16 protein-coding genes and 1 tRNA gene are annotated in these 19,056 nt (G+C 60.4%); 12 read left to right on the forward strand and 5 right to left on the reverse strand.

Annotation, left to right across the window (positions count from 1 at the left end; all coding sequences use genetic code 11):
* Positions 1 to 91 precede the first annotated feature (91 nt).
* The 6 genes from ftsH (at position 92) to ACTJJ7_RS08610 (ending at position 8,137) form a co-directional block, all read left to right on the forward strand.
* Entirely contained in the window at positions 92 to 2,026 is a 1,935-nt protein-coding gene (gene ftsH, locus ACTJJ7_RS08585) for an ATP-dependent zinc metalloprotease FtsH (RefSeq protein ID WP_105734455.1), read from the forward strand.
* A gap of 211 nt (positions 2,027 to 2,237) precedes the next feature.
* Complete coding sequence (gene glmM / locus ACTJJ7_RS08590) at positions 2,238 to 3,590, forward strand: phosphoglucosamine mutase (RefSeq protein ID WP_105734456.1); 1,353 nt, start codon at positions 2,238 to 2,240, stop codon at positions 3,588 to 3,590.
* 202 nt (positions 3,591 to 3,792) lie between these two features.
* Positions 3,793 to 4,557 (forward strand): outer membrane protein, encoded by a 765-nt coding sequence (locus ACTJJ7_RS08595; RefSeq protein WP_105734457.1) that lies wholly within the window; start codon positions 3,793 to 3,795, stop codon positions 4,555 to 4,557.
* A 196-nt stretch (positions 4,558 to 4,753) separates the two neighbouring features.
* Complete coding sequence (locus tag ACTJJ7_RS08600) at positions 4,754 to 5,929, forward strand: phosphoserine transaminase (RefSeq protein ID WP_440966557.1); 1,176 nt, start codon at positions 4,754 to 4,756, stop codon at positions 5,927 to 5,929.
* Between the two features lie 78 nt (positions 5,930 to 6,007).
* A complete protein-coding gene (serA, locus tag ACTJJ7_RS08605) occupies positions 6,008 to 7,603 on the forward strand; it encodes a phosphoglycerate dehydrogenase (protein ID WP_105734644.1) in 1,596 nt (531 codons plus the stop codon).
* A 15-nt stretch (positions 7,604 to 7,618) separates the two neighbouring features.
* A complete protein-coding gene (locus ACTJJ7_RS08610; RefSeq protein WP_440966558.1) occupies positions 7,619 to 8,137 on the forward strand; it encodes an N-acetyltransferase family protein in 519 nt (172 codons plus the stop codon).
* Here the strand turns inward: ACTJJ7_RS08610 and ACTJJ7_RS08615 are convergent, their stop codons facing one another.
* Entirely contained in the window at positions 8,138 to 9,031 is an 894-nt protein-coding gene (locus tag ACTJJ7_RS08615) for a DMT family transporter (protein WP_440966560.1), read from the reverse strand.
* A 189-nt stretch (positions 9,032 to 9,220) separates the two neighbouring features.
* On the opposite strand from ACTJJ7_RS08615, the gene ACTJJ7_RS08620 reads away from it, so the two are divergent.
* The gene (locus ACTJJ7_RS08620) at positions 9,221 to 10,513 is read left to right on the forward strand and encodes an adenylosuccinate synthase (RefSeq protein ID WP_105734461.1); all 1,293 of its coding nucleotides are present in this window, start codon (positions 9,221 to 9,223) and stop codon (positions 10,511 to 10,513) included.
* A 54-nt stretch (positions 10,514 to 10,567) separates the two neighbouring features.
* Positions 10,568 to 12,256: a hypothetical protein gene (locus ACTJJ7_RS08625; protein ID WP_440966563.1), complete on the forward strand. Its 1,689-nt coding sequence runs from the start codon at positions 10,568 to 10,570 to the stop codon at positions 12,254 to 12,256.
* Between the two features lie 55 nt (positions 12,257 to 12,311).
* Here ACTJJ7_RS08625 and ACTJJ7_RS08630 read toward each other — a convergent pair whose 3' ends face one another.
* Positions 12,312 to 13,232, reverse strand: coding sequence for a GNAT family N-acetyltransferase (locus tag ACTJJ7_RS08630; protein ID WP_440966565.1), 921 nt, complete (start codon positions 13,230 to 13,232; stop codon positions 12,312 to 12,314).
* A 100-nt stretch (positions 13,233 to 13,332) separates the two neighbouring features.
* On the opposite strand from ACTJJ7_RS08630, the gene ACTJJ7_RS08635 reads away from it, so the two are divergent.
* Complete coding sequence (locus ACTJJ7_RS08635) at positions 13,333 to 13,722, forward strand: VOC family protein (RefSeq protein WP_130270960.1); 390 nt, start codon at positions 13,333 to 13,335, stop codon at positions 13,720 to 13,722.
* A 76-nt stretch (positions 13,723 to 13,798) separates the two neighbouring features.
* Here ACTJJ7_RS08635 and rpoH read toward each other — a convergent pair whose 3' ends face one another.
* Positions 13,799 to 14,710, reverse strand: coding sequence for an RNA polymerase sigma factor RpoH (rpoH, locus tag ACTJJ7_RS08640; RefSeq protein ID WP_105734465.1), 912 nt, complete (start codon positions 14,708 to 14,710; stop codon positions 13,799 to 13,801).
* A 257-nt stretch (positions 14,711 to 14,967) separates the two neighbouring features.
* The gene (locus ACTJJ7_RS08645) at positions 14,968 to 16,026 is read right to left on the reverse strand and encodes an RluA family pseudouridine synthase (protein ID WP_199538059.1); all 1,059 of its coding nucleotides are present in this window, start codon (positions 16,024 to 16,026) and stop codon (positions 14,968 to 14,970) included.
* Positions 16,027 to 16,028: 2 nt separating this feature from the next.
* Here ACTJJ7_RS08645 and ACTJJ7_RS08650 point away from each other — a divergent pair, with 2 nt between their 5' ends.
* Both ACTJJ7_RS08650 and ACTJJ7_RS08655 read left to right on the forward strand, forming a co-directional pair.
* Positions 16,029 to 16,430: a fimbrial protein gene (locus ACTJJ7_RS08650; protein ID WP_105734466.1), complete on the forward strand. Its 402-nt coding sequence runs from the start codon at positions 16,029 to 16,031 to the stop codon at positions 16,428 to 16,430.
* A gap of 87 nt (positions 16,431 to 16,517) precedes the next feature.
* Positions 16,518 to 16,592, forward strand: a tRNA-Glu gene (locus ACTJJ7_RS08655).
* Between the two features lie 55 nt (positions 16,593 to 16,647).
* On the opposite strand, the gene ACTJJ7_RS08660 is transcribed toward ACTJJ7_RS08655, so the two are convergent.
* Complete coding sequence (locus ACTJJ7_RS08660; RefSeq protein WP_440966568.1) at positions 16,648 to 17,835, reverse strand: alpha-hydroxy acid oxidase; 1,188 nt, start codon at positions 17,833 to 17,835, stop codon at positions 16,648 to 16,650.
* Positions 17,836 to 18,036: 201 nt separating this feature from the next.
* On the opposite strand from ACTJJ7_RS08660, the gene ACTJJ7_RS08665 reads away from it, so the two are divergent.
* On the forward strand, positions 18,037 to 18,963 hold the full coding sequence (locus tag ACTJJ7_RS08665) for a 2-hydroxyacid dehydrogenase (RefSeq protein WP_440966570.1): 927 nt from the start codon (positions 18,037 to 18,039) through the stop codon (positions 18,961 to 18,963).
* Positions 18,964 to 19,056: the final 93 nt, after the last annotated feature.

Below are 19,056 nucleotides of genomic sequence, written 5' to 3' on the forward strand. Positions count from 1 at the left end.
GTTTGATTGCCAGCCTTGGCAAGGCCACGCTTCGAACCTATGTTACGTGTAAATTCCGCGTCCTTGCGGTTGTGATTGATGGGACCCGATAATGAATCCTAACTACCGGAACTTCGCACTGTGGGCGATTATCGCTTTGCTGCTGATCGCGTTGTTCAACCTTTTTCAAAGCCCTTCCCAGCGTTCGGCATCCAGTGATGTGCCTTATTCGACGTTTATCAACGATGTGAATAATGGCCGCGTGAAAACCGTCACCATTGCCGGCAACCGCATCACCGGCACCTATGCCGACAACAATGCGACATTCCAGACCTATTCGCCTGGGGACGCCGGCCTTGTCGGCCGCCTCGAGAGCAAGAATGTCCAGATTGCTGCCCGGCCCGAGACCGATGGCTCGACGTCGTTTGTCGGCATGCTGATCAACTGGCTGCCGATGATCCTGATCGTCGGCGTGTGGATTTTCTTCATGCGCCAGATGCAGGGCGGCTCGCGGGGCGCCATGGGTTTCGGCAAGTCGAAGGCCAAGCTTCTCACCGAGGCGCACGGCCGCGTGACGTTCCAGGACGTGGCGGGCGTTGACGAAGCCAAGGAAGATCTGGAGGAAATCGTCGAGTTCCTGCGCGATGCGCAGAAATTCCAGCGGCTTGGCGGACGCATTCCGCGCGGCGTGCTGCTCGTCGGCCCTCCCGGCACCGGTAAGACGCTTCTGGCGCGCGCCATCGCCGGCGAAGCCAATGTGCCGTTCTTCACCATCTCCGGTTCGGACTTCGTGGAAATGTTCGTCGGTGTCGGCGCATCGCGTGTGCGTGACATGTTCGAACAGGCGAAGAAGAATGCGCCCTGCATCATCTTCATCGACGAAATCGATGCGGTCGGCCGTCATCGCGGCGCTGGTCTGGGCGGCGGCAATGACGAACGCGAGCAGACGCTCAACCAGCTGCTGGTCGAGATGGATGGTTTCGAGGCCAATGAAGGCGTCATCCTGATTGCCGCGACCAACCGTCCCGATGTTCTCGATCCTGCGCTGCTGCGTCCGGGCCGTTTCGACCGTCAGGTCGTCGTGCCCAACCCGGATGTTACCGGCCGCGAAAAGATTCTGAAGGTTCATGCCCGCAATGTTCCGCTCGCCCCCAATGTCGATCTGAAGATTCTGGCCCGCGGCACACCCGGTTTCTCCGGTGCCGATCTGATGAACCTGGTCAACGAAGCCGCTCTGATGGCCGCGCGCCGCAACAAGCGCCTCGTCACCATGCTCGAATTCGAAGACGCCAAGGACAAGATCATGATGGGTGCCGAGCGCCGCTCGACAGCCATGACCCAGGCGGAAAAGGAACTGACAGCCTATCACGAAGCCGGTCACGCCATCGTGGCGCTGAACGTGGCGATGGCCGATCCGCTGCACAAAGCGACGATCATTCCGCGCGGCCGCGCGCTTGGCATGGTCATGCAGCTGCCGGAAGCCGACCGCTATTCCATGAGCTACAAGTGGATGATCTCGCGTCTGGCGATCATGATGGGCGGCCGTATTGCCGAAGAACTGAAATTCGGCAAGGAGAACATCACCTCGGGCGCATCGTCGGATATCGAGCAGGCCACCAAGCTTGCCCGGGCGATGGTGACCCGCTGGGGCTTCTCCGACAAGCTCGGCCAGGTCGCCTATGGCGAAAACCAGGAGGAAGTGTTCCTCGGCCACTCCGTTGCCCGGACGCAGAATGTGTCCGAGGAAACAGCGCAGCTGATCGATGCGGAAGTGCGCAAGCTGATCGACGATGCCTATACGCAGGCGCGCACCATTCTGACGAAGAAGAAGAAGGAATGGATCGCCATTGCCGAAGGTCTGCTCGAATACGAGACGCTGACCGGCGAAGAGATCAAGGCTCTCATGGCTGGTGACAAGCCCGCCCGCGATCTCGGCGATGATACGCCGCCGTCGCGCGGTTCGGCCGTTCCGAAAGCCGGTTCGGCCAAGAAGCCGCGCAAGGGCGATGAGCCGGACAAGGGGCTCGAACCCCAGCCGCAGTCCTGATTGCGGCACCCGCCAACAAGCAACGGCCGGTATTCACCGGCCGTTTTTGCACGGATTGTTCATGGATTGAATGATAGTATAATCGCCACATAATTTGTGAAATGCGCAAGGAAAGGTCTTCTGCAATAAGCAGGAAGATCAGGCACAAGCAAAACAGGCTGAACTCCGGTGCCGCCGGACAAGAGTTGGCCGCACAATTTGGATAGACAATATGGCTCGAAAATATTTCGGCACCGATGGTATCCGCGGACAGGCGAATGCCTACCCCATGACACCGGATATCGCCATGAAGGTCGGCATGGCCGTCGGCCTCGCTTTCAAGCGCGGCAATCATCGCAACCGGGTGGTGATCGGCAAGGATACCCGTCTTTCCGGCTACATGATCGAGAACGCGCTGGTCGCCGGTTTCACCTCCACCGGCATGGATGTTTTTCTGCTCGGACCGATACCGACGCCCGCAGTCGCCATGCTATGCCGCTCGCTGCGTGCCGATATCGGCGTGATGATTTCCGCCTCGCACAATCCCTACCACGACAACGGCATCAAGCTTTTCGGCCCGGATGGTTTCAAGCTCTCCGACGAGATCGAGCTTGAGATCGAAAGGCTCATGGACGAGGACCTGTCGGGGCGGCTGTCGAGTTTTGAGGCACTCGGCCGGGCCAAGCGCGTCGATGGCGATATCTATCGCTACATCGAGTTCGCCAAGCGGACGATGCCGAAGAACATCTCGCTCTCCGGTTTGAGGATCGTGGTGGATTGCGCCAATGGCGCAGCCTACAAGGTCGCGCCCGCTGCCCTGTGGGAGCTTGGCGCCGACGTCGTGACGATCAATGACAAGCCGAACGGCACCAACATCAACGAGGATTGCGGCTCGACGCATCCGTTGAGCCTGATCAAGAAGGTGCACGAGGTACGGGCGGATATCGGCATTGCGCTGGATGGCGATGCGGACCGTGTGCTCATCGTCGATGAAAAGGGCTCGATCATTGATGGTGATCAGCTGATGGCGGTGATTGCGCAGTCCTGGCAGGAATCCCACCGGCTTATCGGCGGCGGCGTTGTCGCAACCGTCATGTCCAATCTCGGCTTTGAACGTTTTCTCGGCGATCGCGGCCTGACCCTGGCCCGCACCAATGTCGGTGACCGCTACGTGGTGGAACACATGCGCAATCACGGCTTCAATATTGGCGGCGAGCAGTCCGGCCATATCGTCATTTCCGATTTCTCGACCACTGGTGACGGGCTTGTTTCTGCGCTGCAGATCCTGGCCGTCGTCCAGGAGGAGGGGAAACCGGTGAGCGAGGTCTGCCGCAAGTTCGAGCCGGTACCCCAGGTGCTCAAGAACATCCGCACGGCGGGCGGCAAGCCGCTCGAGGACAAGAAGGTCAAGACGGCCATCGACGATGCCCGCGACCGTCTCGGCAAATCCGGCCGTCTGGTTATCCGTCCGTCGGGAACGGAACCCCTGATCCGCGTCATGGCGGAAGGGGACGACAGCCAGTTGGTTGATACCGTCGTCAACGACATCATTTCGGTGATCTCGTCGGTCAAATCGGCGGCCTGATTGCCGCCAGCCGGAACGATCTGAATGGGCCCCTTGCGGGCCCATTTTCACATCCGCCCGGCTGTTGGGGATTTGTTAACGTTAATGATCATGGTGAATAAACACGGTTAAGCGGGATTTAACTTTTTCCCTCCATATTGCCCTCTAGAACCTTAGTAGCATTCGCTGCGTTTCGATTTTTGGGCCTGACGAGGGATATGGAATGGGCATTCTCAACAAATATGCTGCAGCTAGTGCAGCTCTACTGTGCCTGGGGGCAATACCGGCTCACGCTGCGGATCTTGTGGAAGCACCTGTAGTCGAGGTGCAGCAGTTCGGCGGATGGTATCTGCGCGGCGATATCGGCATGAGCAACCAGCGCCTCGGCAAGCTCGATTATTTCGATTTTGCCAATGCGCAGCAACACGGCTTTCTGGACGATGGCGATTTCTCTTCAGGGATCACCGGCCAGATCGGTGTCGGCTACCAGTTCAATGATTGGCTGCGCGCCGACGTGACCGGCCAGTATCGCGGCAAAACCGATTTCAGCGCGCTGGACTATTATTCGAATCCGTCGCTGGGTCAGTACGGAACGAACGACTATCATGCCAAGAAATCCGAATGGCTGTTCCTGGCCAACGCCTATGCGGATCTCGGCACATTCAGCGGCATCACCCCCTATGTCGGTGCCGGTATCGGTGCATCGCGCAACACGATCTCCAATTTCCGGGATGACAATATCCTCAATGCTGGCGGCGGCTATGCGGGTGAGGCCTCGAAATGGAACTTTGCCTGGGCATTGCATGCCGGTGTCGGCATCAAGGCGACAGACCGCATGACCATCGATCTGGGGTACAGCTATGTTGACCTCGGCGATGCAGAAACAGGCCCGGCCTACAATCTGAACGGCTCGACACGCAACCAGCCGTTCAAATTCAAGGACATCACCTCGCATGATTTCAAGGTCGGCGTACGCTACGCTTTCTGATTGAAACGACTTGGTTTTTCGGACGGCAGGAGCATTGCTCCTGCCGTTTTCGTTTGTGTTTCAATCCGTCGGCTTCGGCGGAATTAATGTCGCACGCAAACATATTTCTTGACTGTGAACGACATTTCTCCTAGTTCCCGGAGTGGGCCACCTTTCCCCAACGAGAGGCGTGCTATCTGTGAGGATAGGAGAAAACATGACGACGCTTGTAAAGCCGGCGCAGCGCCCGGCTAACCCGAATTTTTCATCAGGTCCCTGTGCAAAACGTCCCGGATGGTCGCTTCAAGCGCTTTACGACGCACCGCTTGGCCGCTCGCATCGCGCCAAGGTCGGCAAGACGAAGCTCAAACAGGCAATCGATCTGACCCGCGACATCCTGCAAGTTCCCGCCGATTACCGCATCGGCATTGTTCCGGCGTCTGATACCGGCGCTGTCGAGATGGCCCTGTGGTCGCTGCTCGGCGAGCGCGGTGTTGATATGGTTGCCTGGGAAAGCTTTGGCGCGGGCTGGATCACCGACGTGATCAAGCAGCTGAAACTTGGCGATGCCAGGACCATCGAGGCCGGTTACGGCGAACTGCCCGACCTTGCCAAGGTCGATTTTGACCGCGACGTCGTCTTCACCTGGAACGGCACGACCTCGGGCGTGCGCGTGCCCAATGGCGATTTCATTCCGGCTGGACGCAAGGGTCTGACCATCTGCGACGCCACCTCGGCGGCGTTTGCCCAGCGTCTCGACTTCGACAAGCTCGATGTCGTCACCTTCTCCTGGCAGAAAGTGCTTGGCGGCGAGGGTGCCCATGGCATGCTGATCCTCAGCCCGCGTGCGGTTGAACGGCTGGAAAACTACAAGCCCGCCTGGCCGCTGCCGAAGATTTTCCGCCTGACCTCCGGCGGCAAGCTGATCGAAGGCATCTTTGCCGGTGAAACCATCAACACCCCGTCGATGCTCTGCGTCGAGGATTATCTCGATGCGTTGAACTGGGCAAAGTCGCTCGGCGGTCTGGATGGACTTGCCGGCCGCGCCGACCGCAACTTTGCCGCACTGGATGCGTTCGTCGAGCGCACGCCGTGGATTGCCAACCTGGCAAAGGTTCCGGCCACCCGGTCCAACACATCCGTGTGTCTGACCATCGTCGATCCCGAGATCACGGCGCTCGACAAGGACGCTCAGGCCACTTTCGCCAAGAACCTTGTTGCGGTTCTGGAGAAGGAAGGCGTCGCCTATGACATCGGCGCCTATCGCGATGCGCCTTCGGGCCTGCGCATCTGGGCCGGAGCGACGGTTGAAACCGCCGATCTTGAAGCGCTGACGCTGTGGCTCGACTGGGCGTTCCAGTCGCAAAAGGCCGCGCTGAAACAGGCTGCCTGACTTTTCCGGCTTGATGTGACCGCATCCGCTGCGGTCACCCCCATTCAAAATTTCACCGATTCAACGATGGAGGCCACGATGGCACCGCGCGTACTCGTATCCGATAAACTCTCCCCGACCGCCGTTCAGATCTTCAAGGATCGCGGCGTGGAGGTCGACTACCTGCCTGATCTCGGCAAGGACAAGGACAAACTGCTCGAAGTGATCGCCCAGTATGATGGTCTTGCCATCCGCTCGGCCACCAAGGTCACGGAAAAGCTTATTGCCGCAGCGACCAATCTGAAGGTCATCGGCCGCGCCGGCATCGGCGTCGACAATGTCGATATCCCTGCTGCGTCCCGCCGGGGTATCATCGTGATGAACACGCCGTTCGGCAATTCGATCACCACGGCCGAACATGCCATCGGGCTGATGTTCGCGGTTGCCCGCGAACTGCCGGAAGCCGATGCTTCGACCCGCGCCGGCAAATGGGAAAAGAACCGCTTCATGGGTGTGGAAATCACCGGCAAGACGCTGGGCGTGATCGGCTGCGGCAATATCGGTTCGATTGTCGCCACGCGCGGCGTCGGCCTCAAGATGCATGTCATCGCCTTCGATCCGTTCCTGTCGGAAGGCCGGGCCGAGGAGCTTGGTGTCGAGAAGGTCGAGCTTGACGAGCTGCTGGCACGGGCCGATTTCATCAGCCTGCACACGCCAATGACCGACAAGACCCGCGGCATCATCAATGCGGAAACCATCGCCAAGATGAAGGACGGCGTGCGCATCATCAATTGCGCCCGCGGCGGCCTGATCGTCGAGAAGGATCTCGTTGCCGCCCTGAAAGCGGGCAAGGTTGCCGGTGCCGGCATCGACGTGTTCGAGGTGGAACCTGCGACGGAGAACGAACTTTTCCACCTGCCGAACGTCGTCTGCACGCCGCATCTTGGCGCGTCGACAAGCGAAGCGCAGGAAAATGTTGCGCTGCAGGTTGCCGAGCAGATGGCGGACTACCTGATCAAGGGGGCGGTTTCCAACGCGATCAACATGCCGTCGATCACGGCGGAGGAAGCGCCGCGCCTGAAACCGTTCGTCAAGCTGGCGGAAGTGCTGGGCGCCTTCGTCGGCCAGGTCACCGATGAACCGATCCAGGAAGTGGAAGTGCTGTTTGACGGCTCCACCGCCGGGATGAACACCCGGGCGCTGGTCAGCGCGGCCCTCGCCGGGCTGATCCGCCCGCAGGTGGCGGATGTGAACATGGTATCGGCACCGGTCATGGTGAAGGAGCGGGGCATTATTCTCTCCGAAGTGCGGCGCGACAAGTCGGGCGTGTTCGATGGCTATATCAAGCTGACGGTCAAATCCGCGTCCTTGACCCGCTCGATTGCCGGCACCTGTTTTTCCGACGGCAAGCCGCGCTTCATCCAGATCAAGGGCATCAATCTCGACGCCGAAGTGGGCCAGCACATGCTGTACACGACCAACAACGACACACCAGGCATGATCGGCATGCTCGGCACCATCTGCGGCAAGAACGGCGTCAACATCGCCAACTTCTCGCTGGGCCGTGACAATCCCGGCGGCAACGCCATTGCCATGCTCTATCTCGATGAGCGGATTCCGGATCATGTTCTGGAAGAACTGCGGGTGAACAAGGCAATTGTTTCAGCCAAACCGCTGGAATTTGACATCGGCTGATTGTAGGGATGGCGTATGTCGACATCCCCTACGCACACACTGAACTGGCGCCGGATGGAAGCGGGGGACCTCGCTTCCGTCATCGCCATGGCCGCTGTCATCCACACGGACTTTTTCGAGGATGATGCGATCTATCTGGAACGTATGCGCCTTTATGGCAAAGGCTGCTTTGTCCTCGAGGGGCCGGGCGGTGAACTTTTTGGCTATGCGATCACGCATCCGTGGCAGCTTTTTGCCACACCGGCCTTGAACAGCCTGCTCGAACGCCTGCCGGATCATCCGACGACCTATTATCTGCACGATATCGCGCTGATGCCCGCATCGCGCGGCAGCGGCGCGGCGCCGCGCATTGTGTCGATCCTTGCCGATCAGGCCCGGGCCGAGGGGCTCGAAACCATGTCGCTGGTCTCGGTCAACAATTCCGCCGGCTTCTGGCAGAAACAGGGCTTTGCGGTGGAGCACCGGCCCGAACTCGACACAAAACTCAAATCCTATTCGGACGATGCCTGTTTCATGCTGCGCAGGCTTGCCTGATCAGGCGGCCGCGTGCTTGCGCCCGCTGATTTCAGCAATGCCAATGCCGCCGAGAACCAGCACCAGCGCGACGGCATGGTAGAGGTGAAATGCCTCGCCCAGCAACATCACGGCCAGCAAGGTGCCGAAGATGGGCACGGCATTGATGAACAGACCGGCGCGATTGGCGCCGATATATTCGACCCCCTTGATGAACAGCACCTGCGCGGCAAGCGACGGCAACAGCGCGGTGTAAAGCACGACCATCACGCCAGTGACATCGGGCGCAACCAGTGCGCCGTCCAGCCATTCCCAGATCGTGAACGGGATGGCGGTGACAAAGGCAAAGAAGGTCATGACCGTCATCAGGCTTTGCCAGTGAATGGCCGGGCGGAGCCGCAATGCGACGGTATAGCCGCTGTAGAACAGCACGGCGAGCAGCATCAGTGCATCACCCTGATTGACCTCGAGTTCCGCCAGCTTGAGAAAGCTGCCATGTCCGGCGGTCAAGGCCACGCCGACGAGCGACAGGCTGAAGCCGAAGATCTGGCCGGGGCGCACGGCCATGCCGAACAGCAGCAGGTTGGCAACGAAGATCACCATGGGCATGCCTGCCTGTTCGATGGTGACGTTGATGGCCGAGGTATAGTTCAAGGCGCTGTAGAGGGCCATGTTGAAGAAGGTGAAGCCGAACCCGCCCAGGGCGGCGAGCAGCGGCAGATGCGCGCGCAGCACTTTCCAGTCCCGCCTGACCTGGCTGCCGCTGAATGCGGCGACGACCGCGAAGGCGATAAGCCAGCGCAGCATGGTCAACAGCATTGGCGAGATATGGCCGACCGCGAGCTTGCCTGCCACGGCATTGCCGCCCCACAGGAGGGCGGTCACGAGCAGAAAGATGTATGCGGTGCGATTCATGGCGGGCTGCTTATACTTTGGCGGGGGAAGTGTTGCGGTGTCGCCAGAACAATAGGTTTATTCGTTTAATAATGGCAAATTGGCCACGCTTCAGCCGAAAGAATTGTCGCGCTTTTATGAACCAGCCTGTATAGAAGCACCGCATTTAGCAAAAAATGCATGACGAGGTTATGACTCGAGGAGTTTTGAATGGCAAATGTTGTGGTGATCGGCTCCCAGTGGGGTGACGAGGGCAAGGGCAAGATTGTCGATTGGCTTTCCGAACGGGCCGATATCATTGTCCGCTTCCAGGGCGGGCACAATGCCGGCCATACGCTGGTTGTCGATGGTGTCACCTACAAGCTGTCGCTGTTGCCATCGGGCGTGGTGCGCAAGGGCAAGCTCTCGATCATCGGCAACGGTGTTGTCTTCGATCCGCATGCATTCATTGCCGAGAAGAAAAAGCTTGAGGCGCAGGGCGTTGTCATCACGCCTGAAACACTGAAGATCGCCGAGAACACGACGCTGATCCTGTCGATCCATGGCGAGCTTGACCGCCGCCGCGAGGCTTCCAATTCCGGCACCAAGATCGGCACGACCGGCCGCGGCATCGGCCCGGCCTATGAAGACAAGGTCGGCCGCCGTGCCATTCACGTGCTTGATCTCGCCGATCCCGACACGCTTCCGGCGAAGATCGAGCGGCTGCTTGCGCATCACAATCCGCTGCGCCGCGGTCTTGGCATCGAGGAAGTCGATGGCGCGAAGCTGTTGGCCGAGCTGCTTGAGGCTGCGCCGCACATTATCCCGTTCATGGACCGCGTCTGGTATGTCCTCGACCAGAAGAAGCGGGCCGGCGAGCGCATCCTGTTCGAAGGCGCGCAGGGCACCCTGCTCGACATCGACCATGGCACCTATCCGTTCGTGACCTCGTCGAACACCGTGGCCGGTCAGGCATCCGCCGGTTCCGGTATCGGGCCTGGCTCACTGCATTACGTCCTCGGCATTACCAAGGCCTATACGACCCGTGTTGGCGAAGGCCCGTTCCCGACCGAACAGCAGAACGAAATCGGCGAGTTTCTTGGCCAGCGCGGCCATGAATTCGGTGTTGTTACCGGGCGCAAGCGCCGGTGCGGCTGGTTCGATGCGGTATTGGTGCGCCAGGCCGTTGCCAATAACGGCATCAGCGGTATCGCGCTGACCAAGCTCGACGTGCTCGACGGCCTCGACGAGATCAAGGTCTGCACCAGCTATGAACTCGATGGCGAGATCATCGATTACCTTCCGGCCAGCCAGGGCGCGCAGGCGCGCGTCAAGCCGATCTACGTGACGCTGGAAGGCTGGAAAGAGACAACGGCCGGTGCGCGCAGCTGGAGTGAACTGCCGGCGCAGGCGGTAAAATATGCCCGCTACCTGGAAGAGCTGATCGGTGCGCCGATTGCGCTGCTTTCGACCAGCCCGGAACGGGACGACACAATACTTGTTACCGACCCGTTTCATGATTAGAGTCGCAAACAGGTTTCGATGTTAATCTCACAACAAAACCATAGGTTTGGGTGAATGGCTGATTTCGTTGCAGTATTGAGAAAGACAATTGACGGGCTCGCGGATCCAACGCCGGAGCTTCGCCAACGTGTGTATGCAAAGGCTCGCGCAACGATTGAGCAAAAGCTTGCGACGCTGAATGCGCCGGAAGCCGTGGCCGTTCGCCAGAAGCAGGCGCTGGAAGACGCAATCAGCGAGGTCGAGTCGGATTTCGCGCCTGCGCTCGAAGACCTGATGCATGTGCCGGACCCGGTTCCGGTGGCTCCACCCGTTGCGCCGCCGCCCCCGGTCGTCCCGGCACCGGTCGTGGCAAAGCCGGAGCCTGCTCCGCTGATGCCGCCAAAGCCGGCACCCGTGGCACCGCCCCCGGTTGTCCCCGCGCCATCCTTCACCAAGCCCATCGCCCAGTCCGATGCGCTTGAGGATTTCCTGACGACCCACACGCCGAGCGGTGCCAAGCCGATCGAGCCGCGGGAGGAGGGGTTCCGCAATGAACGGACGGACGAACGCCCGCTGGCCGGATCTTCTTCCGGTGCCGCTGGCAATCTGAAGTCCGGCCGCGGACCGGAAGAGGAGTTCGACGATGAGCCGGAATTCAAACCGGAGGATCGCGGCTCCAGCGATTACGGCGTTTACTCGCGCGGGCCGCTGAAGCAGCCGAAGCAGAAGCGCTCGCTGGTTCCCCTTCTCGGGCTTCTCGGCCTGCTCATCCTCATTGGCGGCGGTGCCTATGCGGGCTGGACCTACAAGGATCAGATTGCCGCGCGCGCCACGTCGGTCAAAACCTATCTTGCCAGCCTGACAGGCGGCGGCGACAAAGCCCCGGCGAAGCCGGCCGAGACTGCCGCCAACCCGCCGGCAACGCCACCGGCGAAGACGGAGCAGCCCGCGCAACCTGCCGCGCCCACGGCGCAGCCTACGACGCCGACGGCACCAGCCGGAGAAGCAAAGCCCGAACCGAAATTGACACAGCGGCTCCTGCCGGACGGACAGGAAATCAATCCGGGCCCGGCCAATGACACGCCGTCGCTGGGCGAGGGAACGTCGGTTGCCGCATCGACGCCGGACCAGCAGCCGGCGACACAACCGCCGGCGCAGGGTCAACAGACGCCTCCCGCGGGACAGGCAACACCGCCGCCAGCGGCGCTGCCGATCGGTCAGAAGGCGTTTTTCTATGAGGAGCGCTCCGGCCAGGATGCCGGTACGGCCGATGCGGGTGGTGTCGTCTGGTCCGTCGTGCAGGAATCGCCCGGCAACGACCTGCCGCCTGAACCGGCAATCCGCGCCGAGGTGACGATTCCTGACCGCGGCATCAAGCTGCGCATGGTTATCCGCCGCAACGGTGACAAGACGCTGCCAGCCAGCCACTTGGTCGAAATGATCTTCACGGTTCCCGACAAGTTTCCGGGCGGATCGATCGATGCCGTGTCGCGCATGACGCTGAAGGATACCGAACAGGCACCCGGCAGCCCGCTCGTCGGCATCCCGGCGAAAATCGCCGACAACTTCTTCATCATCGCGATGAACGATGCCAAAACTGCGGTCGATACGAACATGTCGCTGCTGCGCCGCCAGTCGTGGATCGATGTGCCGATTGCCTACAAGACCGGACGCCGCGCGCTGCTGACGCTGGAAAAAGGCCTGCCGGGGGAAAAGGTCTTTGACGAAGTGCTGAAGGCCTGGGCCGCAAAAGCGGGCGGCTGATCTGCCCGCACGCTCACATGAATGAAAAAGGCTCCGTGAAAACGGAGCCTTTTGTTTATCGCAGCTGCTTTTCCATGGGCTGCCCGCCGACCGCACGCGATGTTTCTGCGGGACCGCTGTCCGTGTAGCCGCAGGCTTGGTAGAAGCGGTGTGCAGTGCGCGTGCTTGTTAATCGGCTGAAGCTGTTTCCCTGTTGCTTGAGGTGGTTTTCAAGATCAAGCAGTATGGCTTTGCTGACCCCACGAAACCGCGCGTCGGGAGAGACATAATTGAGCAGAATCTGACCGGAATTCGCAGCGGCCCCCACGCCCAGAACGGTGGTGCCATTCAGCGCGATCAGCATGTGTTGTCCGGCGTCGTTGATCCATTTCAAGACGCTTTCCGGCGTCTTGTTGAAAAGCCAGGCACCGAGAATGTGCGCATCGCGTTTATGATCCGCAACGCATAGTTCTTCGATTGAACGCCGTAGCACCTCGCATATCCGGTCCTTGTCGCCAGCCGTTGCCTGCCGGATCGTCATGACGTGCTGTTCGACGCCCGCTTGCGGCGCGCGCACGTAGTAGACATCCCATTCGTCCTCGCCCGTCTGCATGAAGCCGTGGCGTGCATAAAAGCGCCCGGCATCGCTTTGCTGGAGCACGCTCAGGCGGATCGGCAATGCGGCTGCATCCGCTTCGGCGAGCAACTGCCGCAGCACGGCGCTGCCCAGCCCTTTTCCCTGCTGTTCGGGCGCGATGTAGAAATGCTCAAGCAGCAGATCTCCGTCTGCGGGTCCCATCGCCACGCATCCGGCCAGTTCGCCCTGGGGCTGCATGATGAGCCTTGTGTAATGCGGGCGGTATGAGTTGCGAAAGCGGTCATAGGCGCGCCACTCGTCAAACCGCCCGATCCGCTCCAGGCTTTCGCGCATGCAGCGGAGGCGCAATTGCAGAAGCCGGTCGAAATCTTCTACGGTGGCGGGTTCAAAGGTGAACATGGAAAGCTGCCTGTGGTGACTCGTTTGACTACAGGCTGGTTTTACCGGAAATCTTTGTCAATATTGTCATAGCCGGCACGAACGTTTGGAGGAGACCGGGATGATTGGTTACACGATGATAGGAACGAATGACCTGATCAAGTCGCTGCGTTTCTATGATCCGCTCATGGCGGCAATGGACCTCGATCAATGCTGGCGCGACGGCCAGTCGGTCTCCTGGGGCAAACGCGCGGATGAGACCATCCCCCGGTTCTTTGTCGGCTATCCTTTCGACGGCAAGGCTGCAACGGCCGGCAATGGCGGTATGACGGCCTTCCTGTTTGACAATGCCGCGATTGTCGACAGGCTCCATGCGCTGGCGATGCAGAATGGCGGAAGCGACGAGGGTGCGCCGGGGCCAAGACCGCATTACGGCGCGGGGTTTTACGGTGCCTATGTGCGCGATCCCGATGGCAACAAGCTGGCCTTCGTCTGCTATGCCGCCGGATGAGACGGATGCCGCAGCGGCTGAAAATGCAAAAGGCCCCGGATGACCGGGGCCTTTTGTTTCGTCTGCAATGCGCTGGTCAGCGCGCGTCGGAACCGGTGGAAACCAGCGCCTTCTGCTGCTTGATGGCCGCGGCCTTCACGGCATCCTGCACCTTCTCAAAGGCACGCACTTCGATCTGGCGCACGCGCTCACGGCTGATGCCGAACTCCGTCGACAGATCCTCGAGCGTTACCGGGTCATCGGCCAGGCGGCGGGCCTGGAAAATGCGCCGTTCGCGATCATTGAGTGATGACATCGCGCCGGAGAGCATTTCGCGCCGGTTCTCCAGCTCGTCCTGCTCGATCAGCATGTCTTCGGCGCTGTCGTGGTCATCGACCAGCCAGTCCTGCCAGTCACCGCCGGCTTCGCCGTCGGCGGAGCGGATCGGGGCGTTGAGCGACGCATCGCCGGACAGCCGGCGGTTCATCGATACGACCTCGTCCTCGGATACGCTGAGGCGGGTGGCGATTTCCTTGACCTGTTCCGGGTTGAGGTCGCCATCGTCCAGCGCCTGAATCTTGCTCTTCACCTTGCGCAGGTTGAAGAACAGGCGCTTCTGGTTGGCTGTCGTGCCCATCTTGACCAGGCTCCACGAGCGCAGGACATATTCCTGGATCGAGGCCTTGATCCACCACATGGCATAGGTTGCCAAGCGGAAGCCGCGCTCTGGCTCAAAACGCTTGACCGCCTGCATCAGGCCGACATTGCCTTCGGAAATGACTTCGCCGATCGGCAGGCCGTAGCCGCGATAGCCCATGGCAATCTTGGCGACGAGACGCAGATGGCTGGTCACGAGTCTATGGGCCGCTTTCGGATCGGCATGCTCCAGATACCGCTTGGCGAGCATGTACTCTTCCTGCGGTTCGAGCATGGGAAAACGGCGAATCTCTTCGAGATAACGGGTCAGTCCCCCGTCACCGGCAACAATACTTGGAAGATTTTGGGCCACTGAGCACCCCTCCTCATTGTGAGATGAACCCCCATTATCGGCGGGTTCGCAGCAACCGGCCGCCCGCATTGCGCGGCACGACCGGACCAGTGCTATCCATATATAGGTAGCATTTTGTCAAAAACACGATGCATTAAGAACCGAAACAATTTGTCACATAAACGTGAACAAAACAGTCAGGATTTCCGCCTGCGTTCTATAACGTACGGTATGAAATAAAGTTCCGCAAGTGTTTTCGATTTTTTCTGCGGCGATCCCTAAAGCGGAGTTGTCCGGAATGCGGTCAGCAAGACGGCCATATCCTCCGGCACATCCGCTTCAAAGCGCATGATCTCGCCGGTGGACGGGTGTTCGAATGCCAGCACCTGCGCATGCAGCGCCTGCCGTGAAAAGCCCTTGACCACGCTCTGCAGGGGTTCTGCCAGCTTGTTGGCCTTGGTCTTGTAAGCGCTGCCATACTCCACGTCGCCCACCAGAGGGTGGCCGATATGGGCCATGTGCACGCGGATCTGATGGGTCCGTCCGGTTTCAAGACGGCATTCGATCAGCGAGGCGACGGCCGTCGAATCCTCTTTGGCGCCAAAGCGTTCCTGCACGTCGAAATGCGTCACCGCATGGCGGGCATCGTCGCGCTCCTCGTGCACGACCGCCTGCTTGGTGCGGTCGCGGTGCGAGCGGCCGAGCGGCGCGTCGATGGTGCCGGTCTTGCGGTCAGGCGTGCCCCAGACAAGTGCGAGATAGGCGCGTTCCAGATCGCCGGTGCGGCCGTGATCGGCAAACTGGGCGCTGAGATGGCGATGGGCGAGGTCGTTCTTGGCCACGACCATGACGCCGCTGGTTTCCTTGTCGAGGCGGTGCACGATGCCCGGACGTTTGACGCCGCCAACGCCGGACAGCGTATCGCCGCAATGGTGGATCAGCGCATTGACCAGCGTGCCGGTCCAGTTGCCGTTGCCGGGATGCACCACGAGACCGGCGGGCTTGTTGATGACGATCAGGTCGGCATCCTCGTAGAGAATGTCGAGCGCGATATCTTCGCCTGCGGGCGTCGCATCTTCCGGTTCGGGGATTTCCACGGTGATGCTGATGCCTTCGCGCAGCTTGTGTTTGGTCTCGCGCACGACCTTGCCGTCGACGCTGACCTGTCCGTCGCCGATGAGCGCCTGGATGCGGTTGCGGGACAGATCCGGTGCCAGTTGCGCCGAGAGCCATGCGTCAAGCCGCTTGCCCGTTGCCTCACTATCGGTAATTAGCTCTTTCAAAGACCGCGTCCCTTCGTTACAGAGGCTTGGTTTCGAAACCTCGGAGAATGCCATACATGGCCAATATCAATGCTGAAGCGGAAACGGAAGAGCAGCCGCTCGATCCGGCAATGGAACGGGTGCGCCGCAAGATGATCCGGCTACTGGCTGTTTCCATCGGCATCATGGTGATTGGTCTTATGGCGGTGCTTGCGGCCATTGTCTACAAGATTAACCAGCCGGTGGGCGGCGCGGCCAAGCCGGCGGCGGCCCGTTCCGAGGCGCCAGCCCAGCCGATCGGCGATACGCTGGCGGGTGAAGCCATCACGCTTGATCCCGGCACGCGCGTCCTGTCCCACAATCTGTCGGGATCGATGCTGTCGCTGGAAACGCGGCTGGCAAACGGCACGCGGCAGATTCTCGTCTATGACGTGGCGACAAAACGCGTCGTGGCGCGCATTTCGGAAGCGGCCAATTAAGTCTTGCAGACCGCTGCAATGACCATTCTCTTGCAAATGGTCATTGCACTTTTCGATTTGCTTGATTATACCCGCGCAATCGACTGCGCGCCCATCGTCTAGCGGTCAGGACGGCGCCCTCTCACGGCGCAAACAGGGGTTCGATTCCCCTTGGGCGTACCAATCCTCCAAATCCGAAGAAGAATGTCTGGCCGGTCTGCACCGGCCATTGATGGTATCAGGCACGCTTTTTCCTGGGCGCGGCCGCGCGCGGCCTGGTTTCGAGGCCGCTCTTGTAAAGATTGTTGCGGTCGAGATTCTTCACGTCGCGCTCGCCGCACAGCGCCATGGTGACGTCGAGCTCGTTGCGGATGATCTCCAACGCCTGGGTGACGCCCTGCTTGCCGCCCGCACCCAGCCCGTAGAGGAAGGCGCGGCCGATGAAGGTGCCCCTGGCGCCGATGGCGAGCGCTTTCAACACATCCTGACCCGAACGGATGCCGCCATCGAACAGAACTTCGATCTTGTCGCCGACCGCATCGACGATATCGGCAAGCGCCGAGATCGAGGAGGGGGCGCCGTCCAGCTGGCGGCCGCCGTGATTCGACACGATGATGGCGTCGGCACCGGTCGAGACGGCCATGCGCGCATCCTCGACATCGAGAATGCCCTTGAGGATGAGCTTGCCGCCCCAGCGTTCCTTGATCCAGGCGACGTCGTTCCAGGACAGGCGCGGGTCGAACTGTTCATCCGTCCATGTGCCGAGCGAAGAGAGGTCGCCGACACCCTTGGCATGGCCGACGATGTTGCGGAACGTGCGGCGCTCGGTCTTGAGCATGCCGAGGCACCATTGCGGGCGGGTGGCCATCTGCCAGATATGCTTGGCGGTGAATTTCGGCGGGGCGGACAGCCCGTTGCGCACATCCTTGTGGCGCTGGCCGAGAATCTGCAGATCGAGCGTCAGCACCAGAGCCGAACACTTGGCCGCCTTGGCGCGGTCGATCAGGTTGTAGATGAATTCCCGGTCGCGCATGACGTAGAGCTGGAACCAGAATGGCTTCTTCGTCACCGAGGCGACGTCCTCGATGGAGCAGATGCTCATGGTCGACAGGGTAAAGGGCACGCCGAATTCCTCGGCGGCCTGCGCCGCCAGCATTTCGCCGTCCGCATGCTGCATGCCGGTCAGGCCGGTCGGGGCAAGGGCAACCGGCATGGAGACCGCCTGGCCCGCCATGGTGCTTGCCAGCGTCCGGTCGCTCATGTCGACGGCAACGCGCTGGCGCAGCTGGATCTTGCGGAAATCCTCCTCGTTGGCGCGGTAGGTGCTTTCCGTCCAGGCGCCGGAATCCGCATAATCGAAAAACATCTTCGGCACGCGGCGCTGGGCAATTCGCTTCAAATCGGCAATTTCAACGGTCTTGGGCATGGTTCCGTCCGGAGGTTTCTGTTTTTGGTTTTTGACAATAGCAAGGTTGACACGACAAGCACGAGAATTGTCTGACGTTGCCAGAAAAGTCATATACGATGAATTTCTTTACAGGTAAATTCTTATTGGGGTTTGGCATATGCCCGGTGATTTGGCTATGATCGTGTTCCTGCCTCGATGTTTTCCGAAGGATATCCATTCATGACAAAACAACCGGTTCTCGTGCTCGGTCCCCTCATGCCCTATCTGCTGGCAGAGCTTGAGAAAAGATATGCGGTGGAGAAACTCTATGCGGAAAAGGATGCGCTGAAATTCCTGCAGGAGAATGCCGGGCGTTTTCGCGCTGCCGTGACCAGCACATTCACCGGGATCACCGCCGATATGATCGATCTTTTGCCGCAGGTGGAAATCATTTCGTCCTTCGGCGTCGGAACCGATTCGCTGGATGTCGCCTATGCCAATTCAAGGGGAATAAGGGTCGCCAATACGCCCGATGTGCTGAATGAAGACACGGCCAACATGGCGCTGTTGCTGCTCTTGGCCGCAACCCGCGATCTGGTGAAGAACGACCGTTTCGTGCGCGAGGGGCGCTGGGCCAGGGGCGAAAGCGCCCCGCTGGCCTCGGGCATCGAAGGCAAGCGGGTCGGCCTTGTCGGGCTCGGGCGTATCGGCAGCGTCATCGCCCAGAAGCTTCTGGCGTTCGGCTGCGACGTTGCCTACCACACCCGCAGCAGGAAGCCCGACGCGCCCTACACCTATTACGACAATCTCGTTGATCTCGCCCGCGACAGTGCGGCGCTCATCGCCATCCTGCCGGGCGGCGAGGCAACACGGGGTGTCATTTCCCGCGAAGTCCTGCAGGCGCTGGGACCGGATGGAACCTTCGTCAATGTGGCGCGGGGCACGGTGGTCGACGAGGCGGCGCTGGTGGAACTCCTGCAATCGGGCGAACTTGGCCGCGCCGGGCTTGATGTGTTCGCCGATGAGCCAAACGTGCCGGAAGCCCTGTTCAAGCTCGACAATGTCGTGCTGCAGCCGCATATGGGCAGCGCCACGCTGGAGACGCGCCGCGCCATGGCGGATCGCGTCGTCGCCAATCTGGAAGATTATTTCGCGGAAAAGCCCTGATCCGGGGATCTAGCCGAACACCACGGTCTTGTGGCCGTTGAGCATGACGCGGGATTCAAGGTGCTTCTTGACGGCGCGGGCGAGCACCCGGCT

It is taken from the genome of Phyllobacterium sp. 22229 (genome assembly GCF_052056495.1).
In the GTDB taxonomy this organism is placed as follows: Bacteria; Pseudomonadota; Alphaproteobacteria; order Rhizobiales; family Rhizobiaceae; genus Phyllobacterium; species Phyllobacterium myrsinacearum.

Coding starts and splice junctions, on each gene's coding strand:
- serA (WP_105734644.1), top strand. CDS start 6,008: ATGGCACCGCGCGTACTCGTATCCGATAAACTCTCCCCGACCGCCGTT.
- ACTJJ7_RS08665 (WP_440966570.1), top strand. CDS start 18,037: ATGACAAAACAACCGGTTCTCGTGCTCGGTCCCCTCATGCCCTATCTG.
- ACTJJ7_RS08645 (WP_199538059.1), bottom strand. CDS start 16,026: ATGGCATTCTCCGAGGTTTCGAAACCAAGCCTCTGTAACGAAGGGACG.
- ACTJJ7_RS08650 (WP_105734466.1), top strand. CDS start 16,029: ATGGCCAATATCAATGCTGAAGCGGAAACGGAAGAGCAGCCGCTCGAT.
- ACTJJ7_RS08630 (WP_440966565.1), bottom strand. CDS start 13,232: ATGTTCACCTTTGAACCCGCCACCGTAGAAGATTTCGACCGGCTTCTG.
- ACTJJ7_RS08635 (WP_130270960.1), top strand. CDS start 13,333: ATGATTGGTTACACGATGATAGGAACGAATGACCTGATCAAGTCGCTG.
- ACTJJ7_RS08600 (WP_440966557.1), top strand. CDS start 4,754: ATGACGACGCTTGTAAAGCCGGCGCAGCGCCCGGCTAACCCGAATTTT.
- ACTJJ7_RS08660 (WP_440966568.1), bottom strand. CDS start 17,835: ATGCCCAAGACCGTTGAAATTGCCGATTTGAAGCGAATTGCCCAGCGC.
- ACTJJ7_RS08625 (WP_440966563.1), top strand. CDS start 10,568: ATGGCTGATTTCGTTGCAGTATTGAGAAAGACAATTGACGGGCTCGCG.
- ACTJJ7_RS08610 (WP_440966558.1), top strand. CDS start 7,619: ATGTCGACATCCCCTACGCACACACTGAACTGGCGCCGGATGGAAGCG.
- ftsH (WP_105734455.1), top strand. CDS start 92: ATGAATCCTAACTACCGGAACTTCGCACTGTGGGCGATTATCGCTTTG.
- ACTJJ7_RS08595 (WP_105734457.1), top strand. CDS start 3,793: ATGGGCATTCTCAACAAATATGCTGCAGCTAGTGCAGCTCTACTGTGC.
- glmM (WP_105734456.1), top strand. CDS start 2,238: ATGGCTCGAAAATATTTCGGCACCGATGGTATCCGCGGACAGGCGAAT.
- ACTJJ7_RS08620 (WP_105734461.1), top strand. CDS start 9,221: ATGGCAAATGTTGTGGTGATCGGCTCCCAGTGGGGTGACGAGGGCAAG.
- ACTJJ7_RS08615 (WP_440966560.1), bottom strand. CDS start 9,031: ATGAATCGCACCGCATACATCTTTCTGCTCGTGACCGCCCTCCTGTGG.